The following is a 16,439-nucleotide window of genomic DNA, read 5'->3' on the forward strand; positions in this document are numbered from 1 at the left end:
ATCTAATGGGCCGGCTGCGCGCCGATCCCATCGCGCGCCCTCCCGGCGTATTACTTATCGGCCTTATCGGCCTTGGCGGCGACGACGCCGCTCGGGTCGGTGGTGCCGGCAAAGTCGAACAGCAGGCTGACGTTGCCCGCCAGCGGAACCTTCTTCTCGTACGCGAAGCTGATTTCGGTATCCCCGCCGTCGCGCGTGATCACCAGGTCGCGCCCGGCGATGGCGTTGACGTCGTTGACACCCGCATTCTTGTCGAACGCCTGCTGGATCTCGCGCACGCTGCCGCTGCCGGCATCCGCCTTCGCCTTGACGATCGAACTCTTGACCGCCTTGTACTCGAGGAAAGCCGGGGTCACCTTGATAGCCACCAGCGCCAGCGTACCCAGCACGATCAACACGACGATCAGGCCCGACAGCGAGACACCGCTCTCCGCGCCGATCCGATACCGCTTGCCACCTTTCATCTCACCCTCCACGTCCGGCTTAGTGGATACCGCCGATGCGCTTCAGGTTGCTGAAGTTCATCCAAACAAACACAGCCTTGCCGACGATGTTCTTGTCCGGCACGAAGCCCCAGTAGCGGCTGTCTGCGCTGTTGTCGCGGTTATCGCCCATCATGAAATAATTGCCTTCCGGTACGATACAGGTAAATCCATCGTAGGAATAGGTGCAATTTTCGTGATGGGGAAACTCCTCCACGGCGCTCAGGTTGATCGTGCGCGCGCCGTCCATGTTCAGGATGCGGTGCGGGACGTTCGGCAGCTTTTCCAGGAATTGCTTGTGGTAAACCGGGCGCTCGTCGTCCAGGTAATCGTCCATCGGCTGGTACTCGACCGGCCGGCCGTTGATCGTCAGGCGCTTGTTCTCGTAAGTGATTTTATCACCCGGCACGCCGATGACGCGCTTGATGTAGTCCTGGCTCGGATCCTTGGGGTATTTGAACACCATGACGTCGCCGCGCTGCGGATCGCCGACCTGGATTATCTTTTTGTTAATCACCGGCAGGCGGATGCCGTAATCGAACTTGTTCACGAGGATCAGGTCGCCCACGAGCAAGGTCGGCACCATCGACGACGACGGGATCTTGAACGGCTCGAACAGGAAAGAGCGCATCACGAACACGAGCGCAATCACGGGGAAGAAGCTGCCGGAATATTCGACCCACGTCGGCTGCCGCAGGATCGACGCTTCCAGCACGGCGCGGTTGCCGTTGTCCACCTTGATGCCGTCGGCCGTCAGCTTGGCGTGGCGCGCGTCGTACTCGGCCAGCGCGGCGTCCGCCCTGGCGCGGCGCTGCTTGGCCAGCACGAACACATCCAGGCACCAGATGACGCCCGTGATCACCATGGCCACGAACAGGATTAATGCAAAATTACCGAGGATCGGTTGCAGATTCATCGCTTCTTGCTCTTCCCTTATTTTTCTTCAACTTGAAGGATGGCGAGGAAGGCTTCCTGCGGGATCTCCACCGAGCCCACCTGCTTCATGCGCTTCTTGCCGGCCTTTTGCTTTTCCAACAGTTTCTTCTTACGGCTGACGTCGCCGCCATAGCACTTCGCCAGCACGTTCTTGCGCAGCGCCTTGACGTTCTCACGCGAGATGATCGTCGCGCCGATCGCGGCCTGGATCGCCACGTCGAACATCTGGCGCGGAATCAGTTCGCGCATCTTGGCCGCGACCTGGCGGCCGCGGTAGGCGGCGTTCGCGCGGTGCACGATGATGGCCAGCGCGTCGACCTTGTCGCCGTTGATCAGCATGTCGACCTTCACGACGTCCGATGCGCGGTATTCCTTGAACTCGTAATCCATCGACGCATAGCCGCGCGACGTCGACTTCAAGCGGTCGAAGAAGTCCAGCACGATCTCGGCCATCGGGATCTCATACACCAGTTTCACCTGGCGGCCGTGGTAACTCATGTCCATCTGCACGCCGCGCTTGCCGGTGCACAGCGTGATGACGGCGCCGACATATTCCTGCGGCATGTACAGATTGACGGTGACGATCGGCTCGCGCACTTCGTCGATCTTCGACACTTCCGGCATCTTGGACGGGTTGTCGACCTTGATCATCGTGCCGTCGCGCATGATGACTTCGTACACGACGGTCGGCGCAGTGGTGATCAGGTCCTGGTCGAATTCGCGCTCCAGGCGTTCCTGGATGACGTCCATGTGCAACAGGCCCAGGAAGCCGCAGCGGAAGCCGAAGCCCAGCGCCTGCGACACTTCCGGTTCGTACTGCAGGGCGGCGTCGTTCAGTTTCAGCTTTTCCAGCGAATCGCGCAGCGCGTCGTACTGGTTCGCTTCCACCGGGAACAGGCCCGCGAACACCTGCGGCTGCACTTCCTTGAAGCCGGGCAGCGGCTCGGGCGCGGGACGCGAGGCCAGCGTGACGGTATCGCCGACCTTCGCAGCCTTCAGTTCCTTGATGCCGGCGATGATGAAGCCCACCTGGCCGGCCTTCAGCTCCGGCAGTTGCACGGAGCGCGGGGTGAACACGCCGACCTGCTCGACCAGTTGCTGGGATTCCGTCGCCATCAGCAGGATCTTGTCTTTCGGACGCAGCGTGCCGTTCTTCACTCTCACCAGCATCACGACGCCGACGTAGCTGTCGTACCACGAGTCGACGATCAGCGCCTGCAGCGGCGCGTCCGGATCGCCTTCCGGCGGCGGCACCTTCGCGATCAGCGTTTCCAGCACGTCTTCCACGCCCAGCCCGGTCTTGGCCGAGCAGGTGGTGGCGTCGGTGGCATCGAGGCCGATGACGTCCTCGATCTCCTGCTTGGCGCGGTCCGGGTCGGCGTGCGGCAGGTCGATCTTGTTCAGGATGGGCACCACTTCCACGCCCAGGTCGAGCGCCGTGTAGCAGTTGGCGACGGTCTGCGCTTCCACGCCCTGCGACGCGTCGACGACGAGCAGCGCGCCTTCGCACGCGGACAGCGAACGCGACACTTCATAGCTGAAGTCGACGTGGCCCGGGGTGTCGATCAGGTTCAGGTTATAGGTCTGGCCATCGCGCGCCTTGTAGGACAGCGCCGCGGTCTGGGCCTTGATGGTGATGCCGCGCTCGCGCTCCAGGTCCATCGAGTCGAGCACCTGCTCGTCCATTTCACGTTCCGACAAGCCGCCGCACAGCTGGATGATGCGGTCGGCCAGCGTCGATTTACCGTGATCGATGTGGGCGATGATGGAAAAGTTACGTATGTTTTTCATTAACAAACTCAAAACCAAAAAGAGCGGCACGCGGCCAGGCCGGCACGGGCGATGTCCTCATCGTCGGCCGGCGCAATACGAAAAAAGCGCCGCGTCTGGGGGACGGGAAGTTCCCCGGGCGAGCGCCTTATCGAGCGAGATGCGGCGACGATGCGCCGGGGACTCACCCGTAAGCTGCCCATTTTACCGGATTTCGGGCCGGCCGGGTCTTGTCGGGCTGTCAACGGCTGTCCAAATTTCATTTCCAACCGTCAAGTTAGGCATGGGGGCGCCGTTAAAGGGACATCTGCGGCACGCCGCCTTCCCTTCCATAGCCACCATGATCTATACGTCCGATCCGCAAGCATGGAGCGCCCGGCTGGGCCAGCCCATCGAGCAACGCATCCTGCCCCTGCCCGACGATGTGCGCGAATTCGTGCACCAGGTGAACATGGCCACCGGCCTCGACGCCGTGCCGGCCCCGTGCACGCCGGATGCGGCGCTGCAGGCGGACCTGCGCGCCGCGCTGACGGGCATGCCGGCCGCCGTGCGCGACCTCGTGAGCCCGCTGCTGCTGGGCGTTTGCGTCGGCCGCGGCCTCGGCTCGTCGGGCGTGACGGACATCGTCGCGGACGCGGTCGACAATCGCATCCTCGGCTGCATCGTGCTGCTCGACATGGACCTGCTGGAATCGCACACCGCGAATTCCTGGGCGACGTGGAAGGAAAACCTCCCGTTCGGCGGCCCCGGCTTCACGCTCGCCGCGACCATCGCGGAACCCCGCGACGACACCCGCGCGCACGCGCTGCAATTCCTGCTGCTGCACGAATTCGGCCATGTCGTGACGGCGGGCGGCACGTTTCTGCCGCGCTGGTGGGAACCGGTGCCGGAAGCAACGTTCCCCTTCCTCGACCTCAGCTGGGGCGTCAATGCGCAAGGGCGCTTTGTGCCGTGGGACGGGTCGAATTTCGAGCTGCGGGGCGTCGTCGATTTCTACGGCACCAACAAGCTGGACAGCGACGCCATCGTGACGGCGTACTCCGGCCTGGAAGGCAGCGACTTCGCCAGCCTGTACGGCGCGACGAATCCCTACGACGATTTCGCCGAATGCTTTGCGAGCTACGCCCATCATGAATTGCTGGGTCGTCCTTACCTGCTGCGCGTCGACTACGACGGCGTGCCGCAGGCGACGCTCGACAGTTTCTGGGCGAGCCCGCGCAGCGCGGCGAAGCGGGCGTTCATGCGGGGGTTGCTGGGGGAGGCGCCTGCACTGGCCGTCGCCAACGATGCGCAGGTACTCGTCGCAGCATAAAAATCACCGTCGTTCCCGCCTGCACGGGAACGACGGTCAATTTGACGCCGCGTTTGCAGCGCGGTGCAGCATCGCTTCGAACGCGCGGAACACCTTGTCCATCACGGGTCCCTTGTACGGATACTTGCCCGGATCGTCCATCGCGTGCACGACCATGGCATTGTCCACTTCGAAGATGAGCAGCCGGCCATCCTGCGTTTCCGCGCAGTCGATGCCCAGGTAAGGCAGGCCGATGCGCGCATCGATGTCCGCCAGCGCGGCCGCGTGGCGGCGCGCGAAACCGGTGTCGAAATCGGCCATGGCGGCCGCCTCCTCCGCCCGCTTGTCCGCGCTGTCGTCCATGTCCGCGTTCAGGTAGTGCACCATCCAGTGCGACGAGATCGCCAGGTGGCAGATGAACGGCTGACCGTCGATCAGCACGATGCGGTATTTGCGGAACTGGCCGTCCTGGCCGGAATAATCGACGAACGGCGCCAGATAGAATTCGCCCGACGGCTGCGCCGCCAGGTAGTCGCGCAACGCCGCCGCATCGGCCACCTTCTGCAGGTCGGTGCCCGCGTGCGAGTCGAGCGGGCGCACGATCAGGGGAAATGCCGCACCCGGCAATAACGCCTGCACGTCGAGCGCGGCGCCGGCCAATTGCTCCGCCGTCGCGCGGGCCACGCGCACCGTGCGCGGCATCAGCACGCCCGTCGCCCCTTCCAGCTTCGCATGCGCGCCGTCGCGCGACAGGTGCGCGATCCGTTCCGGGCGGTTGACGACGGGACGCGGCCAGCCGTCCAGCATCTGCGCCACGTCGCGCAGCAGCGGCACGTTGGCGTCGGATTGCGCGAGCGCGACGAACAGCACGTCGTGGTCGGGCACCTGTTCCGGCAGCGGCAGGTCGAGCGTCAGGTATTGCACGTTCGCGGCGATGCTTGACGTCTGCAGCAGGAATTCGATCGGCGTGTTGGCCATGAAGTCGCCGGGTCCCATCAGCACGAGCAGGTGCAACGTGGGCGTGCGTGCCGGTGCCGGCAGCGCGTACAGCGAGCGGGTGGCAAGCGCGTGCCGCTGCACGTCCAGGCCGGCCTCGCGCTGGCCCAGCAGTTGCAGCACGAAGCTCGCGTCCAGCCAGGCGTTCGCGTCGTCCGGGTTGGCCTGCGCGCGCGCCAGCAGCAGCTCGCCGACCGGACGCAGGTCGGCGCGATAAAAGGCGCAGCGCATCAGCGTGGCGGCGCCGATCAGCGGGGCGTACGGTGTGGTGGCGGCGTCGATGAGTTCGGGCGTGATCATGGGGCGGGTGGCAAGGAGAGACGGCGGCCGGCGCGCAGCACGGCATCGACGAGCGCGTCGATGTCGGCCGGGCCGGTGCGGTGGTTGACGATGGCGGCGCGGATCGCATAGCGGCCACCGAGCGTGGTCGCCGACGGCGCCACGCGGCCTTCGTCGTACAGGGACAGCACGATCTCGCGATTGACGCGTTCGGGATCGGCGCAGACATAGCGGAAGCAGACGATGTTCAAGGTGACGGGCGCCGCCAGTTCCAGTTCCGGCTCGGCCGCGATGCGTTCGGCCAGCTCGCGCGCCCGCGCGCACGTGGCCGAGATCGAGCGGCCGATGGCGTCGGCGCCGTAGACCTGGAACGTCAGCCACGTCTTCAATGCGCGGAAACCCCGCGACAGGTCGGGCCCTACGTCGCACGGCCACGCCGCGCCCGCCGCGAGGCCGCGTCCCGCGCGCTGCAGGTAGGCGGCCGGTGCCGCGAACGCGTCCAGCATGCGGTCGCCGTCGCGCGCCATGAAATACCCGGCGTCGTATGGCACCTGCCCCCATTTATGGAAATCGAAGGCGATCGAATCGGCCCGGGCGATGCCGTCGAGCAGCGGCGCGACGTCCGGCGCGAGCATGCCCAGCGCCGCATAGGCGCCGTCGACGTGCAGCCACAGCGCGTGCTCGCGGGCGAAATCGGCCAGCGCGGCCAGTGGGTCGATGGCGCCCGTGTTCACCGTCCCGGCGCTGGCCACGACGAGGAACGGCCGCAGTCCGTTGGCGCGGTCCGCGGCGACCTGCGCGGCGAGATCAAGCAGGTCCATGCGGCCGGCGGCGTCCACGCGCACGCAGCGCAAGGCCTCGGTGCCGAAGCCCGCCATGTCCATCGCCTTCGCGATGCAGCCGTGGGCTTCCGTCGACGCGTACGCGCGCAGCCCGGCGTGCGCCGCGAGCCCGTGTGCGCGCACGTCGCGCCCCAGCGCGTGTGTCCGCGCGACGACGACACCCATGAAGTTGGCGATCGACGTGCCCGTGACGAACACGCCGCACGCCCCGGCGGGAAAGCCGAACAGCGACGTCATCCAGCTTGAGACCTGGTGCTCGACCTCGACGGGCGCCTGGTTGCGCCCGCCGACATTGGCATTCAGCGCGCCGGCGATCATTTCGGCCAGCATGCCGACCGGCGTGCCGGCGCCATGCACCCACCCCATGAAGCCCGGATGCGGGTTGCCGACGGTATAGGGAATCACATTGTCTTGCAGGCTGCGGTAGGCGTCCGCCAGCGAACCGGGGCCGCGCGGCATGGGTGAGCGCAGGCTGTCGCGCGCCGCGTCCGGCATCTGCTGCCAGACGGGCCGGGCGCGGATGCCTTCCAGGTGGTCGAACATGTCGTCCAGCATCCGGTGCCCGAGGACACGGATGTCTTTCCAGTCGTCGGGGTCGAGGGTAGCGTCGGGGCCGTCAGCCATATGCGTCATTCAGGAAGCGATTGCGCCGATTATCGCAGGTGACGGCGGTATCGAACCGAAGAACACGAAGGGAATGTCGCGGCACTCCACGCGCTAGGCCACAGCCGCGGGTTCCAGCCCGAGGTGGCGCCGCAGCGCCGCCTCGTCGAGGAAGTAGTGGCAGAGCTCCGGCCCGGCCGGGTCGCCGTACAGCACGGGCACGAGCTCGTCGAAGCGGGCGACCAGGGCCGGGTCGGCGTCGACATCGACCACGTCCACCGTGTACGCCTGCCCCTGCCGTGCCATGAAGGCCTGCAGCGCTGCCAGCATGTCTTCGCACAGGTGGCAGTACGACCTCGAGTACAGCGTGAAACGTGGTGCCGTGCTCATTGGCGCGGCCGGATGACGAGGTAGCGCGAGACGTTATCGCGCCGCACCAGCAGGGCCACCGGTTTTTTGACGTCGAGCTTGGCGACGAGTCCGTTGAACTGGGCGGCGCTCGTGATCTCGACATTGTTCATCTGCAGGATCACGTCGCCCTGGCGGATGCCGGCCGACGCCGCGCGGCCTTCGGCGAACTCGACCAGCACGCCCGCCTCCGTCTTGAGCTCGCGCTTCTGTACGGCGGTGAGGTCGGACACGTGCAGCCCGAGCGCGTTCGGCGCCTGGTCGGGCGCCGGTTTCTTCGGCGTCGCTTTGGCCGTCGGCGATTTTTCGTCCTGCAGTTCGACGATGGTCACCGGCAGGTCGAGCTGGCTGCCGCGGCGCCACACGGTGACGGTGGCGCGGCTGCCGACGGGGCTGCCGCCCACGAGGCGCGGCAGGTCGGAGCTGCGTTCGATGTCCTTGCCGTTGAATTTCAGGATGATGTCGCCGGTCTTGAGCCCGGCCTTGTCCGCCGGGCCGCCCGGCTCGACCATCGCGACCTCGGCGCCGCGCGCGCGGCCCAGGCCCAGCGATTCGGCGACGTCCGTCGTCACTTCGCTGATCTGCACGCCGAGACGCCCGCGCGTGACCTTGCCGGTCTTGCGGATCTGGTCGGCGACGCGCATGACCTCGTCGATCGGCACGGCGAACGAGATGCCGTTGTACCCGCCGGACAAGGTCGCGATCTGCGAATTGATGCCGATGACTTCGCCGCGCATATTGATCAGCGGCCCGCCCGAGTTGCCGGGGTTGACGGCCACGTCGCTCTGGATCAGCGGCAAATATTCTCCCGTATCGCGCGCCTTGGCCGAGATGATGCCGGCCGTCACCGTGTTCTCCAGGTTGAACGGCGAGCCGATGGCGATCACCCACTCGCCCACGCGGATCTTGCTGGAATCGCCGATGCGTACGCTGGGCAGATTGCGCGCGTCGACCTTGAGCAGCGCCACGTCGCTGCGGGCATCCGAGCCCAGCACCTTGGCCTTGAATTCGCGCCGGTCGGTGAGCGTCACGACGACCTCGTCCGCCCCCTCCACGACGTGGGCATTGGTCAGCACGAACCCGTCGTCCGAAATGATGAAGCCGGAACCGACGCCGCGCTGCACGCGCTCTTCCTGCGGCTGCTCCGCGGGCCCGCCGCGGCGTCCGCGCGGCACCATCTGGCCGCCGAAGAAGCGGCGCAGGAATTCCTGCATCTCTTCGTCGGGCCCGCCCTGGTCGAGGCGGATGCGTTCGGTGGTCCGGATGTTGACGACGGCCGGGCCGACCTTGTCGACGAGGTCGGCAAAGTCGGGCAGGCCGGTGACGGTCGGGGCGGCAACGGGAGCGGCCGCGTGGGCCGCCGGGAGGGATATCAGACTCGCGCCCGCAAATACGAGGGCGGACAGGATCGCGCTTCCGGTTTTGCTTGTCATAGGATCGAAAAGGTCTGGGCTGGAATGGTTGGTATGTTAAGACAAAAGTGCATTGTTGTCGCGTTGGCACCGCCGTGGCGAACGGGGCGGCATAGCGGTGCCGGCGGTTCGCGCCGGTGAGGATGTGAAAGCCGGTCCGGCGCGGATCGGGCTCAGGTGGGTCCGGCCACGGTCTGGTCGAACTGCGCCGCCGGACCGGCCGTATCGCTGGCGGCGGCCCCGCGTTTGGCGGGAAGCGGTTCGGCGTCGAGGCGGGCCGCCAGCTTCTCTGCGAAGCCGGGCGACAGGTCGGGCGCGGGCGCCGCGCGCAGGACGTCGCCGACGTGATGAAAGAGCGCCCACGCCTGTTCGCCGTCCGGCGTATCCAGGGCGGCGAGTGCCAGTTCCTGGTCGCCGTCCGGGATCTCGCCGTCGCTCAACGCCGAGATGAGTTCGCGGTTTTTCTTGTTCGTATCCATATTCGTTACGCCGGCATGTGAAAATTTTTCTTCATCATCGCTACCTACCGGCGTTTATCCGCCGAGATATCCAGCAAGGGCCGCAATTTCTCGGCGATGACTTCACGCGCCCGGAAAATCCGGCTCCGCACCGTCCCGATTGGACACGCCATCACTTCAGAGATTTCCTCGTAGCTTAAACCTTCTATTTCGCGCAGAACGATCGCCGTGCGTAATTCCAACGGCAATGCTTCCATGGCCGCATTCACGGTATAGGCGATCTGCTTGCTGGCCAACACCGATTCCGGTGTATTAATGTCGCGCAAGCTATCCGCGTCGTCAAATCCTTCCGCACGTTCGGCATCGGCTTCCGTCGAGGTCGGCGCGCGCCTGCCTTGCGTCACAAGAAAATTCTTTGCCGTGTTAATTCCTATTCGATATAGCCACGTATAAAACGCGGAATCGCCGCGGAAATGGCGCAATGCCCGGAAGGCCTTGATAAAGGTTTCCTGCACCACGTCTTCCGCCTCGGCCGGATCGTGCACGAGGCGCGACACGAGCCGCATCAGGCGACGCTGGTATTTTGCCACCAGCAGGTCGAACGCCCGGCGATCGCCAGCCTGGACGCGCTCAACCAGCAGTTGATCACATTCGCGTTCGGTCGTCACTGCAATGCCCCGTTGGCTGCGGCGGCGTCCCTGTTATACGGAAACGGTCTCGACGTTTCCTTAAGAGTTGGTCCGCTGCAATGAGTTCGTCGTGTCTTCGCATCCTTCGTCTGCATCTCCGCGCCGGCCGACCACTGCCAGCGCGACCGCCAGCGCGCGCCACGTCGCCGTGTCGACGCTGTCGCGCCACACGGCCAGGACCTGCGGCCCCGTGCCCGGCGCGGCGTGCCGCAACATCATCAGCATCGGCCAGATCACCGAGCCTGGCAGCAGGACCGCAATGCCGTCATCCCGACTGCCCACGTCCTGTTGTACCGTCACGCGTAGGTCGCCGGTTCCAGAAATATCAATCCGGTGCGTCTTTGGACGCACCGCCGTGGTGCCGAGCACAGCGAGGCCGGCACCGGCCAGCGCGAGCGCCACCAGAGGCGTTAGCAGGAAACGTCCAGGAGCCAATAGCCCGACGGCCAACGACGACGCGCCTAGCGCCAAGCCGGCCCCGCCCCATAGGCAACGCTGGATGCGTGACGGCCTGACGAGCGCGGATACCGCGATCGACATGGGAAGCTTTCGTGGGGTTGTTGTTGTGACCGCTCTACCGGAAAAGACAAACGCCCATTCCTTGGACAGGAATGGGCGTCTGAAAGTTCGGCTATTTCGGATCGATTAGATCTTGGCGAAGACGAGCGTGCCGTTGGTGCCGCCGAAACCGAAGGAGTTTTTCACCGCATAATCGATCTTCATGTCCCGCGCCGTGTTGGCGCAGAAGTCCAGGTCGCATTCCGGATCCTGGTTGAAGATGTTGATCGTCGGCGGCGAGACCTGGTTGTGGATCGCGAGCACGGTGAACACCGACTCGAGTCCGCCCGCGCCACCCAGCAGGTGACCCGTCATCGACTTGGTGGAGTTGACGACCAGCTTCTTCGCATGGTCGCCGAAGGTGCGCTTGATGCCCTTCACTTCCGCCATGTCGCCCACCGGGGTCGACGTGCCGTGCGCGTTCACGTAGTGCACCTGGTCCGGATTGATGCCCGCGTACTGCATGGCCGATACCATGCAGCGCGCTGCGCCGCTGCCGTCCTCGAGGGGTGCCGTGATGTGGTTGGCGTCCGCGCTCATGCCGAAGCCGACGACTTCCGCATAGATCTTGGCGCCGCGCGCCTTGGCATGTTCGTACTCTTCGAGCACCATGACGCCGGCGCCCTCGCCCAGCACGAAGCCGTCGCGGTCGCGGTCCCACGGACGCGAAGCCGTGGCCGGATCGTCATTGCGCGACGACAGCGCGCGTGCCGCGGCGAAACCGCCCAGGCCCAGCGGCGACATCGTCGATTCCGCGCCGCCGGCGATCATCACGTCGGCGTCGCCGTATTCGATCAGGCGGGCAGCCTGGCCGATGCAATGCAGGCCGGTCGTGCACGCGGTCACGATGGCCAGGTTCGGGCCGCGCAGGCCGAACTTGATCGACAGGTCGCCCGAGATCATGTTGATGATCGACGCCGGGACGAAGAACGGCGAAATGCGGCGCGGACCGCGCGTGTCGTACTCCGACTTGGTCTCTTCGATCAGCGGCAGGCCGCCGATGCCGGAGCCCACGAGCACGCCGATGCGGTCGGCATTGTCCTCGGTGACGACGAGGCCCGAATCCTGTAACGCCTGGATGCCCGCGGCCATGCCGAAATGGATGAACGTATCCATATGACGGCCTTCCTTGCCCGGCAGGTATTCCTCGACGTTAAAGTTCTTCACTTCGCCCGCGAAGCGGGTCGAAAATGGCGTTGCGTCGAACTTGGTGATGTTGGCAATGCCCGATTTGCCCGCCAGTGCTGCCTCCCACGCGTCGGCAATGGTGTTGCCGATCGGAGAGATGCAACCCAGGCCGGTAACGACGACACGGCGGTTGCGTGAACTCAAGCGCTTCTCCTGAAATCCTGAAAGCTTAGGCCTTGACGTGTGCCTGTGCGTACTCGATAGCCTGGCGAACGGTCGTGATCTTCTCGGCCTGCTCGTCCGGGATTTCCATTTCGAATTCGTCTTCCAGGGCCATCACCAGTTCCACGGTGTCCAGCGAGTCAGCGCCGAGGTCGTCAACGAACGAGGAATCGATTTTGATGTCTGCTTCGGCAACGCCCAGTTGCTCAGCGACGATTTTTTTAACGCGTTGTTCGATATCCGACATGTTATGGCTCCATTAGGTATGTGTTGCGGAAAGTGCGCGCATTTTATCAGGGTTTGCGCGTTGAAAAACTATTTTCAGCGTCTGACGCTAAATCAGCTGAAACTACTGCGAACTGCTGAGAATTACTTTAAAACCCCATCACCTCGTCGTTCCCGCCATGCTGGGCGTCCTGGTCGGCTCACACGGATCCCCGCGTCCGCGGGAGTCGTTTCCGGCAATGCCGGGAAGGACGGCTGACCGATCAGTTCATGTACATGCCGCCGTTGACGTGCAGCTCGGTACCCGTGATGTAGCCCGCTTGCGGGCTCGCCAGGAAGGCGACCGCATGCGCGATGTCTTCCGGCTGGCCCAGGCGGCCCAGCGGGATCTGCGTCAGCAGCGCCTCGTGTTGGCCTTCGCCCAGCGACTTGGTCATGTCGGTATCGATGAAGCCCGGCGCCACGCAGTTGACGGTGATGTTGCGGCTGCCGATCTCGCGCGCCAGCGCGCGGGTCATGCCGGCCACGCCGGCCTTGGCCGCCGCGTAATTCATCTGCCCCGGATTGCCGGCCGCGCCGACGACGGACGTGATGTTGATGATACGCCCCTGCTTGGCCTTCATCATCCCGCGCAGCACGGCGCGCGACAGGCGGCCGACGGCGGTCAGGTTGGTGGCGATCACGTTGTCCCACTCCTCGTCTTTCATGCGCATCGCCAATTGATCTTGGGTGATGCCGGCATTGTTGACGAGGATGCCGATGGTGCCGACGTTCTTGCTGACGTCGTCGATGACGGCGGCGCATTGCGCGGCGTCGGTGACGTTCAGCACGACGCCCTTGCCGCCGAACTCGGCGAGGTAGGCGCCGATGGCTTCGGCACCGGCTGCCGTCGTGGCGGTGCCGACGACCTTGGCGCCCTGGCGAGCCAGTTCGAGCGCGATGGCCTTGCCGATGCCGCGCGAGGCACCGGTGACGAGGGCGACTTGGTTTTGCAGATTCATTTTGTCCTCTTCTTTTCTAACGGGGATTCGGCTGTGCTCAGCCTTTGACGGCGGCGAGCACGCGCTCCAGCGCGGCCTGGTCGACCAGGGCTTCGCCCACCAGCACCGGGTCGATACGTTTGGCCATGCCGATCAGGGTCTTGCTCGGTGCGCATTCGATGACTTGCGTCACGCCGTCCGCGGCCATCTTCTGCATGGTCTCGACCCAGCGCACGGGACCGGCAGCCTGGCGCACCAAGGCGTCCTTGATCGCGGCCGGATCGTTCAGGATAGCGACGTCCACGTTGTTGATCAAGTCGATCTGCGGCGCGGCAAAATCCAGGTTCGCCATGTAGTCGCGCAGGCGGTCCGACGCCGGCTTCAGCAGCGACGAGTGGAACGGCGCCGACACGGCCAGCTTCATGGCGCGCTTGGCGCCCTTGGCCTTGGCGATGTCGCAGGCGCGCTCCACGGCGGCCGTGTGGCCGGCGATCACGATCTGCGTCGGCTCGTTGAAGTTCACGGCTTCGACCACCTCACCTTGGGCGGCTTCGGCACACACGACACGGACGTCGTCGGCCGACAGGCCGAGGATCACGGCCATGCCGCCCTGCCCGACCGGCACGGCATCCTGCATCGATTGCGCGCGGAAGCGCACGAGCGGCACGGCATCCTTGAAGTCGATCACGCCGGCGGCGACGAGCGCCGAGTATTCGCCGAGGCTGTGGCCGGCGACGACGGCCGGCTTGGGGCCGCCCGCGGCGATCCACGCGCGGTAGACGGCGACGGCGGCCGTCAGCATCACGGGCTGCGTGTTGGTGGTCAGGTCCAGGTCTTCCTTCGGACCTTCGGCGATCAGCTTGCCGATGTCCTGGCCCAGCGCGTCCGACGCCTCAAGCACGGTCTGTTCGACGGCTTTGTTGCCGGCGAAGCCGTTCAGCATGCCGACGGCTTGCGCGCCCTGGCCGGTGAAGAGAAATGCGAATTTGCTCATCAAGTGCTCCTTGATTGTTGTTCGTTAGGGCCCGTCCGGCGCATCACATGCGCGCGAGCACGGCGCCCCAGGTAAAGCCGCCGCCCACGCCTTCCATCATGACGTTGTGGCCGGGCTTGATGCGGCCGTCGCGCACGGCGACATCGAGCGCCAGCGGGATCGACGCGGCCGACGTGTTGCCGTGTTCGTTGACGGTGACGACCATCTTCTCGGTCGACATGCCCAGCTTCTTCGCGGTGCCCGTCATGATGCGCAGGTTGGCCTGGTGCGGGATCAGCCAGTCGATCTCGCCGGCCGGCATCTGCGCATGCGCCAGCGCTTCGTTGGCGACCTTTTCCAGCACGGAGACGGCCAGCTTGAACACGGCCGGGCCGTCCATGTACAGGAATTTCTGGTTCGTGGCCAGGTTCGACGGGTTCGCCGGGCCGCACAGGATGCCGCCGTGACTGCCGTCGGCATGCAGCTTGACGGCGAGCACGCCCGGCTCTTCGGACGCGGCCAGCACGACGGCGCCGGCGCCGTCGCCGAACAGCACGCAGGTGCTACGGTCATCGAAGTCGAGGATGCGCGAAAACACTTCCGAGCCGATCACGAGCACGTTCTTTGCATTGCCGGCCTTGATGAAGGCGTCGGCCGTCGCCATCGCGTAGACGAAGCCGGAGCAGACGGCGCCCATGTCGAACGCGGCGCTGTTGTTGCGCATGCCCAGCTTGTTCTGGACGATGCAGGCCGTGCTGGGGAAGCTGCCGAAAAAGTCCGGCGTCGAGGTGGCGACGATGATCAGGTCGATCTGTTCGGCCTCCAGACCGGCCGCCTCGAGCGCCTTGCGCGCCGCGTTCACGGCCAGGTCCGAGGCGTTTTCGTCGGCCGCCGCGTAATGGCGGGCGGAGATGCCGCTGCGGGTCACGATCCACTCGTCCGAGGTCTCGATGCCCTTGGCGGCCAGCTGGACCGCGAGGTCGTCGTTCGTGACACGCTGCGCGGGCAGATAACTGCCGGTGCCGATAATTTTGCTATAAGTCATTGCTAACCCTGCTGAATAGTTGAGCCTGGCGCTTCCGGATTGGGAGCTTGCGGCAACATTTCGGCGATCAAGGTCGAGAGTTGCGCCTGCACATTATATTTCGCCGCGTCAAAAGCGCGCCGAAGTGCCCACTCGTAGGCGTAAGCACTGGCACCGCCATGGCTCTTGAATACCAGGCCTTTCAGGCCCAGCAGACCGGCGCCGTTATAACTTTCGGGGTTCAGCTTCTTGAGCGATTTGCGCGCGAACAGTGCACCGATCTTCGACATCGTCGTTTCCAGGAACACCGATTTGACGAAGCGCGACAAGCCCTCGATCGCCTTCAACGTCACATTGCCGACGAAACCGTCGCACACGACGACGTCGACCGTACCCTTGAAGATGTCGTTGCCTTCGACGTTGCCGTGGAAGTTCAGCACGCCGCGTTCGTGGTCGGCCCGCAGCAGGGGCGCGGTGGCCTTGACCACTTCATTGCCCTTGATCTCTTCCGTGCCGACATTCAGCAGGCCGATGCTCGGGCGGCGGTGTTCCATCGCCTCGAACAGCACGGCGCCCATGATGGCGAACTGGTGCAGGTGATGGGGCTCGCAGTCGACGTTGGCGCCCAGGTCCAGCATATAGGTCGGGCCACCCTTCTGGTTCGGCAGGATCGAACAGATGGCCGGACGGTCGACGTCGGCCATGGTTTTCAGGACATAGCGCGAGATCGCCATCAGCGCGCCCGTATTACCGGCGGAGACGCAGACGTCGGCGCTGCCATCCTTGACGAGCTCGATCGCGACGCGCATGGACGAATCCTTCTTGCGGCGCAGGGCGACTTCGACGGGATCGTCCATGGCGACCACCTCGGACGCATGGCGGACGGTCAGGCGCGGGTTGTCGCCCGCATGATGTTTCTTGAGTTCAGCGCGGACCAGCTCTTCCTGGCCGACGAGGATCAGCTCGGCGTCGGGTTCGCGCTTGAGGAATGCGAGGGCTGCCGGGATGGTCACGGCGGGGCCGTGGTCGCCGCCCATGCAGTCGATGGAAATTTTGATTGTCATTTGTCGGGATGCACCGCGGGCTCAAGGTCGGCCGGCGGCTGCTCGTTCTCGGCAGGAAGCAAGGCGGAAGGCAAAGCAGGCCGAGTCAGCGGGATGGTA

At 65.1% G+C, this 16,439-nt stretch carries 17 protein-coding genes; 1 reads left to right on the forward strand and 16 read right to left on the reverse strand.

What is annotated here, in order from left to right; genetic code table 11:
• Positions 1-50: 50 nt before the first annotated feature.
• Genes BVG12_RS10115 through lepA form a run of 3 tightly spaced genes read right to left on the reverse strand, consistent with a single transcriptional unit; the run spans position 51 to position 3,209 of the window.
• The gene (locus BVG12_RS10115; protein WP_075792282.1) at positions 51-464 is read right to left on the reverse strand and encodes a DUF4845 domain-containing protein; all 414 of its coding nucleotides are present in this window, start codon (positions 462-464) and stop codon (positions 51-53) included.
• Between the two features lie 19 nt (positions 465-483).
• Positions 484-1,398 (reverse strand): signal peptidase I, encoded by a 915-nt coding sequence (lepB, locus tag BVG12_RS10120; RefSeq protein WP_075792283.1) that lies wholly within the window; start codon positions 1,396-1,398, stop codon positions 484-486.
• Between the two features lie 17 nt (positions 1,399-1,415).
• Positions 1,416-3,209 (reverse strand): translation elongation factor 4, encoded by a 1,794-nt coding sequence (lepA, locus tag BVG12_RS10125; RefSeq protein WP_075792284.1) that lies wholly within the window; start codon positions 3,207-3,209, stop codon positions 1,416-1,418.
• Between the two features lie 319 nt (positions 3,210-3,528).
• On the opposite strand from lepA, the gene BVG12_RS10130 reads away from it, so the two are divergent.
• Entirely contained in the window at positions 3,529-4,500 is a 972-nt protein-coding gene (locus tag BVG12_RS10130) for a hypothetical protein (protein WP_075792285.1), read from the forward strand.
• Between the two features lie 36 nt (positions 4,501-4,536).
• Here BVG12_RS10130 and BVG12_RS10135 read toward each other — a convergent pair whose 3' ends face one another.
• The 13 genes from BVG12_RS10135 to plsX all read right to left on the reverse strand — a co-directional run bounded on the left by BVG12_RS10135 (position 4,537) and on the right by plsX (position 16,340).
• Complete coding sequence (locus BVG12_RS10135) at positions 4,537-5,775, reverse strand: ATP-grasp domain-containing protein (RefSeq protein WP_075792286.1); 1,239 nt, start codon at positions 5,773-5,775, stop codon at positions 4,537-4,539.
• Positions 5,772-7,220 carry a pyridoxal phosphate-dependent decarboxylase family protein gene (locus BVG12_RS10140; protein WP_075792287.1) on the reverse strand — a complete coding sequence of 483 codons (1,449 nt, stop codon included), beginning with the start codon at positions 7,218-7,220 and terminating at the stop codon, positions 5,772-5,774. Before BVG12_RS10140 ends, BVG12_RS10135 begins: the two co-directional genes overlap by 4 nt.
• A gap of 93 nt (positions 7,221-7,313) precedes the next feature.
• Positions 7,314-7,589 (reverse strand): glutaredoxin family protein, encoded by a 276-nt coding sequence (locus BVG12_RS10145; protein ID WP_075792288.1) that lies wholly within the window; start codon positions 7,587-7,589, stop codon positions 7,314-7,316.
• Positions 7,586-9,040: a DegQ family serine endoprotease gene (locus BVG12_RS10150; protein ID WP_075792289.1), complete on the reverse strand. Its 1,455-nt coding sequence runs from the start codon at positions 9,038-9,040 to the stop codon at positions 7,586-7,588. The genes BVG12_RS10145 and BVG12_RS10150 overlap by 4 nt, the downstream gene beginning before the upstream one ends.
• Before the next feature lie 152 nt (positions 9,041-9,192).
• Positions 9,193-9,498: a sigma-E factor negative regulatory protein gene (locus BVG12_RS10155; protein ID WP_075792290.1), complete on the reverse strand. Its 306-nt coding sequence runs from the start codon at positions 9,496-9,498 to the stop codon at positions 9,193-9,195.
• A 44-nt stretch (positions 9,499-9,542) separates the two neighbouring features.
• On the reverse strand, positions 9,543-10,145 hold the full coding sequence (gene rpoE, locus BVG12_RS10160) for an RNA polymerase sigma factor RpoE (protein ID WP_036240215.1): 603 nt from the start codon (positions 10,143-10,145) through the stop codon (positions 9,543-9,545).
• Positions 10,146-10,205: 60 nt separating this feature from the next.
• Positions 10,206-10,706, reverse strand: a complete 501-nt coding sequence (locus tag BVG12_RS10165) for a hypothetical protein (protein ID WP_075792291.1) — start codon at positions 10,704-10,706, stop codon at positions 10,206-10,208.
• A gap of 105 nt (positions 10,707-10,811) precedes the next feature.
• Positions 10,812-12,056 carry a beta-ketoacyl-ACP synthase II gene (gene fabF, locus BVG12_RS10170; protein ID WP_075792292.1) on the reverse strand — a complete coding sequence of 415 codons (1,245 nt, stop codon included), beginning with the start codon at positions 12,054-12,056 and terminating at the stop codon, positions 10,812-10,814.
• A 25-nt stretch (positions 12,057-12,081) separates the two neighbouring features.
• Positions 12,082-12,321 carry an acyl carrier protein gene (gene acpP, locus BVG12_RS10175; protein ID WP_036168404.1) on the reverse strand — a complete coding sequence of 80 codons (240 nt, stop codon included), beginning with the start codon at positions 12,319-12,321 and terminating at the stop codon, positions 12,082-12,084.
• Between the two features lie 241 nt (positions 12,322-12,562).
• A complete protein-coding gene (gene fabG, locus BVG12_RS10180) occupies positions 12,563-13,300 on the reverse strand; it encodes a 3-oxoacyl-ACP reductase FabG (protein ID WP_075792293.1) in 738 nt (245 codons plus the stop codon).
• Positions 13,301-13,337: 37 nt separating this feature from the next.
• Positions 13,338-14,273 (reverse strand): ACP S-malonyltransferase, encoded by a 936-nt coding sequence (fabD, locus tag BVG12_RS10185; RefSeq protein WP_075792294.1) that lies wholly within the window; start codon positions 14,271-14,273, stop codon positions 13,338-13,340.
• 43 nt (positions 14,274-14,316) lie between these two features.
• On the reverse strand, positions 14,317-15,297 hold the full coding sequence (locus BVG12_RS10190) for a beta-ketoacyl-ACP synthase III (RefSeq protein ID WP_075792295.1): 981 nt from the start codon (positions 15,295-15,297) through the stop codon (positions 14,317-14,319).
• Between the two features lie 2 nt (positions 15,298-15,299).
• Complete coding sequence (plsX, locus tag BVG12_RS10195; RefSeq protein ID WP_075792296.1) at positions 15,300-16,340, reverse strand: phosphate acyltransferase PlsX; 1,041 nt, start codon at positions 16,338-16,340, stop codon at positions 15,300-15,302.
• Positions 16,341-16,439 lie beyond the last annotated feature (99 nt).

This window comes from Massilia putida (assembly GCF_001941825.1).
Classification (GTDB): Bacteria; Pseudomonadota; Gammaproteobacteria; order Burkholderiales; family Burkholderiaceae_D; genus Telluria; species Telluria putida.

Excerpts from the sequence above, each read along its gene's own strand:
- BVG12_RS10115 (WP_075792282.1), bottom strand. The coding sequence starts at position 464 with ATGAAAGGTGGCAAGCGGTATCGGATCGGCGCGGAGAGCGGTGTCTCG.
- lepB (WP_075792283.1), bottom strand. The coding sequence starts at position 1,398 with ATGAATCTGCAACCGATCCTCGGTAATTTTGCATTAATCCTGTTCGTG.
- lepA (WP_075792284.1), bottom strand. The coding sequence starts at position 3,209 with ATGAAAAACATACGTAACTTTTCCATCATCGCCCACATCGATCACGGT.
- BVG12_RS10130 (WP_075792285.1), top strand. The coding sequence starts at position 3,529 with ATGATCTATACGTCCGATCCGCAAGCATGGAGCGCCCGGCTGGGCCAG.
- BVG12_RS10135 (WP_075792286.1), bottom strand. The coding sequence starts at position 5,775 with ATGATCACGCCCGAACTCATCGACGCCGCCACCACACCGTACGCCCCG.
- BVG12_RS10140 (WP_075792287.1), bottom strand. The coding sequence starts at position 7,220 with ATGGCTGACGGCCCCGACGCTACCCTCGACCCCGACGACTGGAAAGAC.
- BVG12_RS10145 (WP_075792288.1), bottom strand. The coding sequence starts at position 7,589 with ATGAGCACGGCACCACGTTTCACGCTGTACTCGAGGTCGTACTGCCAC.
- BVG12_RS10150 (WP_075792289.1), bottom strand. The coding sequence starts at position 9,040 with ATGACAAGCAAAACCGGAAGCGCGATCCTGTCCGCCCTCGTATTTGCG.
- BVG12_RS10155 (WP_075792290.1), bottom strand. The coding sequence starts at position 9,498 with ATGGATACGAACAAGAAAAACCGCGAACTCATCTCGGCGTTGAGCGAC.
- BVG12_RS10165 (WP_075792291.1), bottom strand. The coding sequence starts at position 10,706 with ATGTCGATCGCGGTATCCGCGCTCGTCAGGCCGTCACGCATCCAGCGT.
- acpP (WP_036168404.1), bottom strand. The coding sequence starts at position 12,321 with ATGTCGGATATCGAACAACGCGTTAAAAAAATCGTCGCTGAGCAACTG.
- fabG (WP_075792293.1), bottom strand. The coding sequence starts at position 13,300 with ATGAATCTGCAAAACCAAGTCGCCCTCGTCACCGGTGCCTCGCGCGGC.
- fabD (WP_075792294.1), bottom strand. The coding sequence starts at position 14,273 with ATGAGCAAATTCGCATTTCTCTTCACCGGCCAGGGCGCGCAAGCCGTC.
- BVG12_RS10190 (WP_075792295.1), bottom strand. The coding sequence starts at position 15,297 with ATGACTTATAGCAAAATTATCGGCACCGGCAGTTATCTGCCCGCGCAG.
- plsX (WP_075792296.1), bottom strand. The coding sequence starts at position 16,340 with ATGACAATCAAAATTTCCATCGACTGCATGGGCGGCGACCACGGCCCC.